Origin of the sequence: Zobellia uliginosa, from assembly GCF_900156625.1 — a bacterium.
In the GTDB taxonomy this organism is placed as follows: Bacteria; Bacteroidota; Bacteroidia; order Flavobacteriales; family Flavobacteriaceae; genus Zobellia; species Zobellia uliginosa.
Genome location: NZ_FTOB01000002.1, coordinates 242,538 through 257,039, shown reverse-complemented (window position 1 = coordinate 257,039; position 14,502 = coordinate 242,538). Strand labels below are relative to the sequence as shown.

Sequence of the window (14,502 nt, the reverse complement as noted above, 5' to 3'; positions counted from 1 at the left end):
CAATCACATTACAATGTTATCGGTTCTTGGCTATTTATAATATAATATAGTATTCAGGCTCTATAAATTATAGCCCATTGACCGTATATCGGGCGATAAGGCTTCAGATTCAAAAAAAGTTTTTATTTCTACCCCACAGTGTTCGAATGTATTTTAAACCATCATTATCCCCGTGAAGTCGTATGTATCTTTCCTAGACCAACATCATTCCGCCCTTATCTTATTTTCGTTTTAAGGCTTTTTTGATCGCTTCCTTTACCAAGGGTTCCATAACCTTGTACCCTTCAAGGTTCGGATGCACACTATCCCTACCGTACTCGCTTTTCAGACCTTTTTCTCCATCTACCATAGGCGTGTAATAATCGAGGTATACGATCTTGTTCTTATCGGCATAGGCCTTGATCCTTTTGTTGAGTTCGATAATCTGGTCCGCGGGTGCGATCGAGGGGCTCCAAGAATAGCTGTTGGCCGGTAATGCCGAGGCCAATACTACCTTTATACCATTGGCCTTGGCGAGCTCTGCCATTGAAAAGATATTCTTTGCGATCATATCGTTGCTTATGGGCCCACGGTTACCGGCAATATCATTGGTGCCGGCCAAAATCACGACCGCCTTGGGGTTTAAATCGATAACGTCAGGCCTGAAACGCAATAGCATTTGAGTAGTTGTCTGCCCACTAATACCGCGATTGATATACGAGGGGTTTTCGGTAAAAAATTCGGCATGGTGCTTTCCCCAGCCTTCAGTAATGCTATTCCCCATAAAAACTACGCGATTTTCCTTTTTAGAAGGCGCTTGTAATTGCTCGTTGGCCGCCCTATATTTTCCGAAATTCGCCCAATCGTCCTTAGTCAACAAGGTCATTTTAATGACGCTGACGGCAGCAGCAGGTGCCGTTTTCGGAAGCTGGATCGTCAAGCCTTTATCGGTGAGCCCCGCTTTCAATTTAGTACCGTCGGCCAATAACGAAGCCCTTTGTAATTGGATATCCCTATTGATTACCAATTGTCCGTCTTCCGGCCAATCAAAAACATGGGCATAAAGAATATCATCCTTAATAGTATAACGCCCCCATTCAGGACGGTCGTAAGGACTGGCACTGCTTCCGTAAATGGCCTCACCGTTGACATCGGTCCAATCACCAATTTCCTTTAATCTTTCTACACTTTCCGGTGGAAACTGGCCAAGTCCGTCAGGACCTATGTTCAAAAGAAAATTACCGCCTTTTGATACGATATCTACCAAGTTCTGGATCAACTTTTTACTGCTTTTCCAGTTTTTATCGGAAGGTTTATAGCCCCACGACCCGTTCATGGTCATACAAGACTCCCAGTCGGAATCGATGCCCGTAGCCGGTATCTCTTGTTCGGGCGTACCGAAATCACCTGCAAAATTCCCTTCGCGGTCCATACCTTCCATTCCCATACGGCCCTTGTCTACCCTATTGTTGATAATGGTATTGGGTTGGATACCCCTGATAAAATCATACATTTCCTTCCCCATTTCGGTGGTGTAATCGGCAATCCAATCCCCATCGAACCAAACCACGCCTATATCGCCGTAATTGGTCAATAGCTCTTTTACCTGGGGTTTTAGGTAATTCTTAAAGTATTCGGGAAATTCAGGGTTTACTATGGTCTGGTCTTTTTGACCTGCATTGTAATTCGGGAATAAATTGCCCTGCGCCTGAGGGTGGTGCCAGTCTACGATGGAGTGATAGAAACAGAAAACGATATCCTGTTTTTTACAGGCATCCGACAATTCCTTGATCACGTCTCGCTTAAAAGGTGACGAATCCATGATATCATAATCCGACACCTTAGAGTCCCACAGACCAAAACCATCATGGTGTTTTGAAGTGATTACGATATACTTCATTCCGGCATCCTTGGCCATGGCAACCCATTCATCGGCATCGAACTTAACGGGGTCGAATACAGGAGGTAAATTTTCGTACTCCTCAATGGTATAATCTAACTTGTCCATAATCCATTCGGCACCCCCTCCACAGATTTCCCCGTTTCTTTCCCCTCCGGGAATGGAATAGACGCCCCAATGGATGAACATTCCAAATTTGGCATCGCGCCACCATGCCATACGTTCATCATCGGACAGTTTTTTTACTTCCTTATCTTGGGCCAGGCCTATTCCCAAAGTCAATATCGCAACAAATGCGAACAATACCACTTTCATTATTACTTTCATGTTCTCGTACTTAAGGTTACTTGGTTCTAATTGATAATTTTACTTCTTGTTACTTTTGGTTCTGATTAACTATCATGATTTAGTACGTAATCAAACCCTTGTCATACCCCTTGGAAAGCTTAAACACGACTTGCCCCGAGTTATTCCTATTGGTGGTTCCCTTTCTGCTCGCTACGAGCTTACCGTCTTCGTACAACTGTATTTCAGGTTGACTTCCCTCCTTTGGCAGGGGCATGTTGATGGTTATGGGCTTATCATTGCTTACGGCATATCCATTTGCAGTCTTTTCCAGTGTAAAGGAAAATGGTCTTCCCGATGAAACGATATCCCAGCCATGCGATTCAAACTTTTCCATTCCCGACAAAAACATAAACTCGATATCGGCCTCGTTGTGGGTCAAGCGTAAAATAGACAACAATCCTTTTTGATAAAAACCGTCTTTAGATACCACATCGCTTTCCGAGGCATTTAACACCGTTCGATCCAAAGTGATTTTATCGTTTAACAACACATCGATAATCTGGGTGTTCGGATACTCGGGCACGGATGAAAAAGACACATTTGCTATGGGGTTGGCCTCCCCTTCCATAAACGGATTAAAAATTACCGCGAAGGGATGCTCCCAAGCCGCTTCGTCCCTTTTCAAAATTAAGGTCGGTATGGGTTTTTCAAGAACCTCTTTAGGAGCGGTACCCTCACTAAGGGCGTTCGATTTTGGCGAATTGACCTTATACAAAGTTTGGTTTTCGCTTCCTTTGACCCATAGTTTCATGAAATTATCGGGACTTTCACTGCTTTTTAGGGTAAAAATGGCCCGAATATCATCAGAATTGATTGTTTTTGTCTTATCCGTAAAATAATCATAGCCCTTTAAATCCCCTTTACTAGAAGACAGTTCATCTGTAGGCCTTGTTTTTAAGGGATTATTTTTTACGTCAAAAAGCTCTAACGATTGCCCTAGGTTATGGTAGATATATTCGTGCTTCTGCCTTCCTCCCTTTTGTTTTTTAGAGCGAAATACATCGATCACGTATGGTTTTTTACTGTTGGAAGCAATTACCGCCGTAAAGCGTTGCTGGTCGGAAACCGTCTTTGGTTCTACAAAGGATACGTTCGAAAAAGTTACTTTATCAAAGGAAGGTCTTTCCCCAGATTTAGGAAACACATTCTCCAGCTTAAAAGGAAAATAGGTACGCATTGCCGCATAATCCGATTGACCATCGACCACTACGGTGTTATGGGCCGGAAAACGGGAATAAAAATTCCTATGGTCATCATGCCAATAACTCGGTCCGCGCCCCATATCGGTACCCAAAACGTAATTGTTCGCATACAACTCCAATGAAATGCCATTGGCGTGGGCATGGTTACCAAAAGACCCCACTATAGAAGCCATTACCGCATTTTCTCCCTTTCCCATGCGCTGGTTGAGCATACTTACATTCGGCGCATAAAAAGTGGGCGACACGAGCTTATCGGTGTTTACATCTTCCCTGGAATGGTTCTCGATCAAATGATCCGTATAGAAAAACAATTCAAAGAAATCTTTCGCCCTTCGGTCATATACCCCCTCATTTACCATTTCCGATAGGAGTCCCGATATCAATTTCTCCTTTTCCACTTGACCGTACTTTCTATAGTTGGCCACCAAAAGTTCAAAGTTTTCCGGGGGAAGCATTTTATGGTGGGAATCGCCAAAGCCAACGGTATACCCACTCGGAAACAAATACTGAAAAGAAGCCAAGGCCGCCCTTTCAACAATAGGGAAATTGGCAAACTCATTGGCATTGGTAGCATGGTCCAATAAAGTGAATATACGTAAAAAGGTAGTGATTACATGAACCGAATACGAAGCACACTCGGGCCACATGGCATTTTCTTGGTCATAAACCAACAAGCTTTCCTTGATGGCAATTTGCCGATCCGTAGATATATTGAAAGTATGGTCTAAAAAATACTCCTGTCCCTTTCCGTTCTTATAATTTTGATTTCCCTCTAGCACCAAGCCGATGTAGGTAAGAAACCGGGCTTGGAATAGATTCCAGTTATTATCGGGAATTCCCTTCTTGATAATCTGGTCGCCCCATTTTTGGAATACGGCCACCGAAGTATCGAGGTCTTTTTTATTTGCCTTAAAGTAATGGTAGAGAAAATCGTAGGTGGTTACCAAGGAAACTACAATACCTTCGTGAATGACTTCAAAAGTGGCGAGGCCTGAAATATTGGCCTGTTCCGATTTTTCAAGATCGATGGGCGCATCCCTATAATACATTCCCTCCATATAGGTAAAGAAAACTGGGGCGGCAAAATCGGCATATTTTTGTTCACCGGTAAGCCAGTACAAAAAAGCGGCATCCGCCACGAGTTCCATAATCTGTTCGTTGATCTTATCGATGGCAAAGCCTGATCGGGAAGGGTGTACCCATTCCATTTTTCCGCTTTCCTTATGCCTTAGATACAGGCCCCGAGGGTCGTCCAAGTAGGGTTGCACCTCTTCCAATTTCGGACGCTCGTAATCCGTTGCCCAATCACGTGTACCCGAATACCTCACTGTGGGAACGGGAGCCTTTCCTTTGGAATGTGAAAAATCACCGCCTTTTAAAAAGACCTTATCGTGTTTGGTGTTCCAGTTCATTTGAAGCCGTGAAACCAACCATTCGGGATCCTTTTCACAATAAGAAATATACTTTGCCAATCGCTCCTTCTTTGCATTGACCAGTTCCTTCTTCCATTCAACACTTTCCAAAGATTTTACAAAAACCGCTCTTTCTTGATCGGTAACGTAAATTCTTGGATGCGCCGTAGTTTGTGCCATGGCCATAACCGAAACCCATACCATACAGATGGTAAACCACATTTCTTTTCCTTTCACTTGCTTCATCGCCTTTCTAAGATTCATTCCCATGCTATGCCTTAAACCGATTCCTCGGTGGTTTTATCCCCTTAATACTGATTCGGGTGTTCGTAATCACCTATTCTGTGGTAGACGTTCCTTTTTAAAGGGATTTGCATACCGTCACTATCTTCCAACCAGTCGTAGAGGCTATTGGCAAACTCCTTTATCATGGGCTGTAATTCGGGTTTATCGATAAGGTTGACGATTTCATTGGGATCGTTTTCTATATCGTAAAGCTCGTTCGTATCCCAAATGCCATTGTAACGTATGTATTTGTACTTATCCGTACGAACACCAAAAACCGTCGGCGTCATGGGGAAATCGTATTCAAAATAATACTCATAGAATATTTTGTCGCGCCAGTTGTTTTCGTCGCCTTTAAGCAATTGAACAAAAGACTTGCCCGGCATATAATCGGGTTTTTCAAGACCGGCACACTCTAAAATAGTAGGAGCTATATCTACGTTTTGAACCATCCGCTCTATGGTCTGTCCTCCCTCAAAAATTTCAGGACAGCGCACCAACATAGGCACCTTAACCGATTCTTCGTAAAAGTGGCGCTTGTCTATCAGGCCGTGTTCCCCCCAACTAAATCCGTTATCCCCCATATAAATGACCATGGTAGATTCATCGAGGCTATTGGCCTTTAGCCAATCCATGACCGTCCCCACGCTTTCATCAACTCCCATCAAGGTTTCGCAATAGCGCTGTACCAAGTCATCAAAAGTGCCATCGGCCCTACCGTGGTACATATAATCTACACCATGCCAGCTATCGCGTTGCTTTTTCACCCATTCCGGCCAATTCAACTTTTTATAGGCACTACCGATGGTTTGGGTGTAAGAGTCGGGTTTTTCTATTTTTTTACCCGCATACATGCCCTCATGGCGTTTGGCCGGCTTAAACATGGCATGTACGGCCTTATGCGAGAGGTACATAAAAAAGGGTTTGTCGGCATCCCTCTTATCCAACCAATCGACTGCGTGTTCGGTCAATAGATCGGTCACATAGGTATCTTTATCGTACTGTATGTTCTTTCCGTTGATGTTAAGGTTGGGCGCGTAGTAATCTCCCTGCCCCGCAAAACTTTCCCAATGGTCAAAACCGGGTCTCGGACTATCATTGTGGTCCCCCATATGCCATTTTCCAAAAAAGGAGGTTTGATATCCTGCCTTTTGAAGGTATTCAGGGAAGAAGGTCAGGTTTCCCGGATTGGGCGCCACATTATCCACTATGGTATGCACATGTGAATATTCTCCCGTTAGGATACTAGCCCTACTGGGCGAACATAAAGACGTAGTTACAAAGGCATTTTTCATATGTGCACCTTCCGCCGCCATCTTATCCATATTAGGAGTCTTCAACCAAGGCACCTTTCCCGTAAAGCCCATAAAATCGTAGCGGTGGTCATCGGTCAAGATAAAAATGACATTGCGCTTTCCGTGCCCCTTGAATTTCTTTAGGTTCAGGTTGGTTTTTTTCTTTTGTGGCTGTTGAAATCCGAAACTAGGATTGGGGGCAAACAGCAACATGGTAATTGCGAAAACAAAAAAATTATTTTTCATATCTACTCTATTTTCCGGTCAGTTAATTTTATGTATCCGATACGGACGATCGCCCGTTTTCCTTCTATTGATTTAGAGCCTTCGTACCTTTAATTACGGGCCCAAATATGGCTATCGTCGAGGAGCTCTTCGTATTCTTGAACCAGTTCCGTTTTCATCCGTTCAAAAAGTTCAGGATGTTTTTTCGACACCTCTTGACTTTCCCCAATATCTTCCTTTATATGGTATAGGACAAAATCTGAGAGCTTCGCCTTTTTTACCAATGCCTCATTTCCCCTATGAATGTTAAGAATCTTTGGCAGGTAGCCCTCTTCCGTTTTGAGTCGGGCCATTATTTTCCAATCGTCCTTACGCATGGCCACCACATGTTCGTTAAGGGCATTGTAAAAACTCCACACCAGTGGTTTTTGGCGCTCGATAGTACCCGTTTTTAGAAAGGAGGCGATCGATTGTCCATCCAATTCCTTTTGAGGTAAGCTTGCGCCCGCCAATTCAGAAAAAGTAGGCAAGAAATCCAAGGCGGATATGACCGTATCCGTAGTACCGTTATACGTATCCTTTCCTAACCAGTTGATGATACAAGGTACCCTAAAACCCGCTTCGTTGGTCCATAACTTCATCCCTTTTAAATCGCCTGGGGAACCAAAAGAACGTTTGGCCTTGGGATGCCTATTTAAGGTCTCAGGCCCATTATCCGAAGTAAAAACGACCAAGGTATTTTTATCAAAGCCCCTTTCTTTTAAGTAGGCCATTAAACGCCCCACGGCAATATCTACATTTTCAACATTGGCAAAAAACTCGGCTTCCTCCTTAATATCGGTAAACTCCAGATATTTCTTGACCAGAGTTTCAGGGGAAGCTATGGGCTCATGTGGCTCATGAAAAGCTACTTCAAGAAAGAACGGATCATCACTCTTCTTCTTATTGAGCCAATCTATGGCCTCACCTACGATCAGTTGGCTACTAAAGCCCTCTAAGGGGCCAACCTTGGAGCCATTACGTACAAAATTCTTAGGGTTTTTATGTGTCGGTGAGGCATTGTTATGGGTCGCGAACCAATGTTCAAAACCGAAGTGGTCCGGTTGTGGTTGTTTTTCAGAGTTAAACAGTGAGCTACCGTGCCATTTCCCCACCAAACAGGTACTGTATCCGACCTCTTTGAGCAAGGCCGGTATGGTTTCCTCTTCGGCCCTTAAGTGCACTACATCCTTCAGGTCTTCCCTTGGGGTATTTCCCCCAACAATAAAATCGTACAACCCGGCCCTATTGGGACTTCTCCCCGTTAAAAGTCCGATTCTCGAAGGCGAGCAAACGGGAGCGGTCGAATAAAAGCTGGTCAGTTTGATACCTGACTCCGCCAATGCGTCTAAATTAGGGGTTTCTATAAAGGGATGTCCGAAGGAAGAGAGGTCGCCATACCCTAGGTCATCGCATAAGAGTACAATGATATTCGGCTGTTCCAATTTCTTAGCGGCACCCTCTTCTTTGGTCGATTTACAGGAAATCAAAAGTCCACAGCCTATGAGTGCAACAAGTATTTTTATAGCGCCAATACGTCTCTCTTCCATGGGATTAAATTTTCGGTTTTCCTTTTAGGTAGCCGATGGATTTCAAAAATATATCGGCCTCGCGGGTCGTTTTGACATAAAACTCGCCATTACTTCTGGGCTTATTAAAAAATCCATGGGTTTGGTCTTTGTACAAAAAGATATCGCAACGGCTTCCTACCGCCTCCATTTTCGCCTTATATTTTTCTATGGTAGCTACCGGTATCAGGGCATCCTTTGTTCCTAAAAAAATAATCGTAGGCGGGGTTCCCGCTTTAATATTGTGTATTGGGGAGATTTCCATGTGCCGCCCTCCCATTCGTTTGTATTCAAATCCCTCCGGACCGTTGTCGATCACGGGATTGTAGAGCACCAAGGCATTGGGTTTTGCACTTATGGAAAGATCGTCGGCAGCTTCGTCCAATCCGTCAAGGGTGGCCGTGCCGGCGGCCAAATGCCCGCCGGCAGAACCTCCAGAGGCGACTATTTTATTCGGGTCTATCTGAAATTTATGGGCATTGGCCCTTACGAACCTCATAGCCGATTTGGCATCACTGACCGCTTCAAAGGGTGTAGTACCATGCCTTGATTTTACGCGATAATCGACCAAAACCCCGATCATCCCCCTAGAGGCAAAGTATTTGGCCTGGTCTTCAAATTGCGTAATGGTACCGCCATTCCATCCCCCTCCAAAGAAGAATACTATGGCGGGGTATTCTTTTTTGGCCTTTATTTTTTGCGGGTAGAGTAAATGCATTTTCAAAGTATCGCCATCTACAATTTTATAGATGATTCCATCGGGAAGGGATATAGTAGACGTATCTACATTTTGACCTTGGCCCATGGTTATGACCCATAGCATCAAAATAGGCAAGGCTTTAAGCTGTATATCTTTTATTCTCATGGACCAAAATTTAAGGTTCCCTATAAATTTAATGGCTATTCTTTAATATCATGCCTATTCAGGCCACATCTTTATATTTCCCGTAGGGCTATATCCAAAATATTCGATTTACTTTATTTGGAAGACTTTAGCCTCTTCAATCGCAATAAGGCCTCCATATAGTAATAATCGGCGTATACGATCGGCATATCAATTTCAGAATTATTAGGGTGATGCCCCGTAGAATGTAACAAGAGCGCTTGATTGGCATCTCGGCTCAAATAGGTGTCACTTGACAATTTTTCCAACAGGCCTTCGGCCGCATCAAGGTATTTTTGCTTTAGCCCTGTACCCTCTACCAATTCAGAAAGTTCCAACATACCACAGGCCGCAACCGCCGCCGCAGATGCATCCTTGGGCGAATTAGGGATCTTCGGGTCGTCAAAATCCCAATAAGGGATGCCATCTTCGGGCAAGCGCTTCAAAAAGTGATCGGCGAGTTTGATCGAAGTCTTAAGAAAATCTTCGTTTCCGGTCTCCCTATAGGCAATGGCAAAACCGTAAATGCCCCAGCTCTGTCCCCTGGCCCACATAGAGTCATCGGCATAGCCTTGGTGGGTCATTCCTTTTAAGAACTTTCCGGTTTCACTATCGAAAGAGCCCAAATGGAACATAGAGCCATCTTCCCTCACCAGGTAATCCATGGTGACGCGCGCATGGCTTTCAGATAGATCGTATAGGTCTTTACTACCGCCATTCTTAGCGGCCCAAAAGAGCAGTTCTAAATTCATCATATTATCCACAATGGTATTATGATCAAATTCGCTTTTCTTGATCGGCCATGACAAGATACTGCCCACTTTGGGGTTGTAAAGTGTAGCCAAGGTATCGGCAGCCGCCAATAATACGTTTTTATAATCTTCGTTTCCCGTAAGTCTATACCCATTGCCATAGCTACAATATAACATGAAACCGATATCGTGGTTTTCTGCGGGGCTATAGGCTATTTGCCTTAGGGCCTCCGTAGATTTCATGGCCCCCTGCTTTAATTCGGGGTCGTTAGATTGCTCATAGGCATACCATAAAACCCCGGGCCAAAAGCCACTACACCAATCGCGGGCACCTACCGTTTCCCATTGGGTCTGTCCTTTAGGAATATTTCTGGGAAATTGGTCGACACTCTTTACCGTTTTCTGTACGTCCTTGATTTTCTTGACATTTTCATCAAGTATTCTTTCCGGAGAAAATTGAACTGTTTCTTTCTTTTGTGAAGCACATGAAAACATTAAAAACGAAGCGAATAAAATTAGCTGTAGCCTGACTCTCATCTGAAGTGTTTTTCGATACCTTAATAGGATATCATTAAAATTGTTTGATTCATTCAAAACAAAAAACCGGTTCTTCGACCCATAAAATACGCTGCACTATGGCCGTGTCTTAACTTGGTTTTTTGTTCCATACAATTTTACCTAGAATGCAGATAAAGACTCATAAATTATGATTCATAAGCTATAAAATAATAGCCTTTTACCCCCGTCAAGGGCAGGTAGGCCTCCTCTTTGTCCGTTCGGGGTGTTTTTTTCTTTCCTTTTGCAGAAGAAGTAGTGCCTTATAAAAAATAGACGGTTTGCGCCCCTTCAAATAGGGATCTTTTTTTTGCCTGAAATTCAATTTTATGGGACTCGGGATTTTCTTCCTTCCTAGCCCAAGAAAGGCCTTCACTTTCCCCTAACGCCCTGTTTACGGCACTTTAACACGCCCTACCTCACTCACCCTACGACATTCCCTTTGTAAATCGTCTATTTTTCACACTGAAAGACCTAGGGATTATGGCATGGGAACCTTCGTAAAATCCTCTATGGACCCAAGCCTTATATTTTCGTTTTTTCGGACCTCTTTTTTACGAAGACCACAATTTTAGGCCAGCATAACTGATAATGAACAATAGTTTATCATCAATGAATGATAATTTATCGCCCCTACCTTCAATTATTTTTAACATTGGCTTAACAATTTTTATGGATACATGTTCAACGATATGAATTCAAAAAACTAATTCAACAAAAACTATTAAATAACACTTTTATGACCACTTTGAAAAAATTTCGAGCCAACCTTAAGTACGTTGCCGGTCTATTAGGAATCATAGGATTTCTGATAAGCGGTACATTTACGCATTTATATGCAGCGACAAGCAGTATTAGCCCTCTTGATATCACGGCCGTTCAAGACCTGACCGTTACAGGTACGGTAACCGCCTCTGAAGACGGTATGCCGATTCCTGGGGCAAACGTTATTATAAAAGGAACGACCACAGGAACAACGACCGATTTTGATGGAAACTTCTCTATAAAGGTCGCTTCTTCCAACAGCGTACTCGTATTCTCTTCTATCGGGTTCGCAAAACAAGAAGTAAGGGTAGGAAACAACACGACGATCAACATCGCACTCGACATGGATGTCAGTGCCCTTGATGAGGTCGTGGTCGTAGGTTTCGGTACGCAGAAAAAAGCGACGCTTACCGGTTCGGTGACCCAAGTAAAAGGTGACGATATCATGAAAGGTAAAGGAACCTCCAACGCGGCCTTGGCATTGCAAGGTGAAGTACCGGGGGTTGTCGTTACCCGTACCTCTTCACGACCAGGTAACGAAGGCACCAACATTAAGATACGGGGCGATATTTCGGTAAACAACATTGGCCCCCTCATTTTGTTAGATGGTCTTGAAATACCCGAATGGCAACTTGCCACCTTAAATGCCAACGATATAGAATCGTATTCCGTATTAAAGGATGGTGCTGCCGCTATTTATGGTACCAAAGCTGCCGGTGGGGTTATTTTGGTTACCACGAAAAAAGGGAAACAAGGTAAAATGAAAGTGAATTACAAAGGGGAGACCCAAATGAACATTCCCCACGATTTTCCCACCGCCAACCTACAGGAATGGGCCCAATTATGGCTACGGGCAGGTGACAACGATGGGATCAGCTACGTAGATACCGATGGTATCACACAACAAGCGGCTCCCAACTATCGCTTTTTTACAAGGGACGAATTGGTCTCTATCGTTGATGGCACCATGCCCATGGCCCCTGATTCGTATTTCTGGTTGACCAAAGAACATCGGTTTGAAGATGTCAACCAATTCGATGCGGTTTACGGCTCTACCCTTTCCCAACGTCATGACCTTTCGGTTTCCGGGGGTAGTGAAAATGCGACCTATAGAAGTTCGATCGGTTATGCCAACGAGCGTTCGCCCATTTCCTTTGTATATGATGGGGCCAAAAAATACAACTTCAGAACCAACCTTACCTATCAAATGAGCGATATGGTAAAGACCGAACTTACCGTCTCATATGACAATAGATTGGTAGACGAACCCACCCAAGGTGTGGGACACGGGGTTCAAGATATGTACCTATTTCCTCTGTACAACCCCCAAGGTCAGTACTACGATATCTTTGGCGCCAACAACCTATTGGCCAAATTGGACGAAGGTGGGCGTATCAAAAACAAAGAGGAAATTTTCCGCTTAGGCGGTGTGGTTACCTTAAACCTTGATAAGTATGTAGACGGATTATCACTTAAATACAACGGTAATTTCAGTTCTAGAAACGGTAGAAAAACCGAAAGGACCACCTCTGTAACCATGTACGACTGGGAAGGCAACATCAGCTACACCCCTACTACCCTACTGACTTCCGGGGTCAAGATTTACGAAACGGAAATCATGTTTCAAAACCATGTCATACAGGCCAATTACAACAAATCTTTCGGGAATCACAATATTGGTTTCCTTTTGGGCTTGACGGCCGAGGAAGAGCAAAGCTATAAGTACTTTCAGTCACGAAGCAATATGGCTTCCGATGAGCTAGACGATATCAATACCGGAGATGTTACCACCCAAGTGAACGGGGGATCGCCAAAAGATGCCAACGGAAACACCTTTAATTCGGGAAGTAATGCCGTGGGACTTGTATCGTATATCAGTAAATTGAACTACGACTATAACGGCATTTACCTTTTAGAAGTCTTAGGACGTAGGGATGGTTCTTCGCGACTACACCCCGATTATAGATGGAAAAATTTCTACAGTGCCTCGGCAGGTATACGTTTATCTGAAATGGCATTTATGAAAGATGGCTTTTTCAACAACTTAAAACTGAGAGCTTCATATGGTGAAACAGGTTCGGTAACCGGTATCGGTGCATATGACTACATTTCGAACATCACCGTTGGAACCACAATTTTCGGTGCTAGCCCCGCTTTGGCCAATACCGCTAGGATTGCCTCACTTACCTCTACGGAAAGAACCTGGGAGCGCGTGGCCACGACTAACTTCGGTGTCGATTTTTCGGTACTGAACAGTCGCTTGAGCGGTAATGCCGAATACTTCACAAGAAAGAACAACGATATGCTTATCCCTATCACCTACCCTCAAGTACTTGGGGCTTCGGCACCAAAGACCAATAGTGGTGATTTTAAGACCAATGGTTGGGAGATTGCCTTGAATTGGAGAGACCAAATCGGGGAACTCAAGTACAACATTGGCGTAATGGCATGGGACAGCGAAAGTGAGGTAACCCGTATGGAAGGTGCCACGGCCATCAAATTAGGTGTAAACAAATCGAGTGGCTCAGGTGCCAATATCATTGAAGGGAAGCCCCTTAATGCAATCTATACGTATAAGACCGATGGTTATTTACAAACAGAAGAACAGGTTTTAAACTACTACAACCAATATGGCTTTGTAGACCCCGCAAATCAATTGGAAATGAAACCCGGTACGGTTCTGCCCAACTATAGAAGTGCAGACCGTTTGGTGCCCGGTACGGTAAACCGTATTGATGTGAACGAAGATGGGGTGATCAATGAAGACGACCTCGTTTATTTTGGGGATGCCAATCCCCATAAGAGTTATGGTATCAACCTTGGGTTAGAATACAAAGGTTTCGATTTCAGTGCCTTCTTTCAAGGTGTTGCCCAACAGAATATTGTACGTGAAGGCGCATTGGCCTACCCTTTTAGAAGCTGGTGGACCAACCAAAACTCGGCCTTCTTGGGTACTACTTGGACAGAAGACAACCCTAATGCGGAGAATCCTGCAAGCTTTTACAATGGTCAAAGGAAAAACTGGAACTACGGTCACATTAACGACATCAACGTTATCAAAGCTTCGTATTTACGGGCCAAGGTGTTGACCTTGGGCTACTCCCTTCCTCAAGATGTATTGGCCAAATCAGGACTTGAAAGAGTGAGACTATCGGTTACCGGTAATGACCTCTTCGTCATTTCGAACGTAAAGGATGGTATGGATCCTGAAATGGGCAGCAGTGCCAACCAAGGAAACACCGTACCCTACACCTCTACCGTATTATTAGGACTTGAAGTAACATTCTAACAACC

7 protein-coding genes are annotated in these 14,502 nt (G+C 44.0%); 1 reads left to right on the top strand and 6 read right to left on the bottom strand.

The window, feature by feature from the left end; translation table 11 throughout:
* Positions 1–220 precede the first annotated feature (220 nt).
* The 6 genes from BW980_RS05865 to BW980_RS05840 all read right to left on the bottom strand — a co-directional run bounded on the left by BW980_RS05865 (position 221) and on the right by BW980_RS05840 (position 10,425).
* Positions 221–2,206: an alpha-L-fucosidase gene (locus BW980_RS05865; RefSeq protein WP_076454021.1), complete on the bottom strand. Its 1,986-nt coding sequence runs from the start codon at positions 2,204–2,206 to the stop codon at positions 221–223.
* A 79-nt stretch (positions 2,207–2,285) separates the two neighbouring features.
* Entirely contained in the window at positions 2,286–5,087 is a 2,802-nt protein-coding gene (locus BW980_RS05860; protein ID WP_217694787.1) for a heparinase II/III domain-containing protein, read from the bottom strand.
* A gap of 62 nt (positions 5,088–5,149) precedes the next feature.
* Entirely contained in the window at positions 5,150–6,667 is a 1,518-nt protein-coding gene (locus BW980_RS05855; RefSeq protein ID WP_245799972.1) for a sulfatase family protein, read from the bottom strand.
* 89 nt (positions 6,668–6,756) lie between these two features.
* Positions 6,757–8,235, bottom strand: coding sequence for a sulfatase-like hydrolase/transferase (locus BW980_RS05850; protein WP_076454020.1), 1,479 nt, complete (start codon positions 8,233–8,235; stop codon positions 6,757–6,759).
* Positions 8,236–8,239: 4 nt separating this feature from the next.
* Positions 8,240–9,118 (bottom strand): alpha/beta hydrolase, encoded by an 879-nt coding sequence (locus tag BW980_RS05845; RefSeq protein ID WP_245799970.1) that lies wholly within the window; start codon positions 9,116–9,118, stop codon positions 8,240–8,242.
* A 113-nt stretch (positions 9,119–9,231) separates the two neighbouring features.
* Positions 9,232–10,425, bottom strand: coding sequence for a glycoside hydrolase family 88 protein (locus BW980_RS05840; protein WP_076454019.1), 1,194 nt, complete (start codon positions 10,423–10,425; stop codon positions 9,232–9,234).
* Positions 10,426–11,182: 757 nt separating this feature from the next.
* On the opposite strand from BW980_RS05840, the gene BW980_RS05835 reads away from it, so the two are divergent.
* Positions 11,183–14,497: a SusC/RagA family TonB-linked outer membrane protein gene (locus BW980_RS05835; protein ID WP_076454018.1), complete on the top strand. Its 3,315-nt coding sequence runs from the start codon at positions 11,183–11,185 to the stop codon at positions 14,495–14,497.
* The last annotated feature ends 5 nt before the right edge of the window (positions 14,498–14,502 follow it).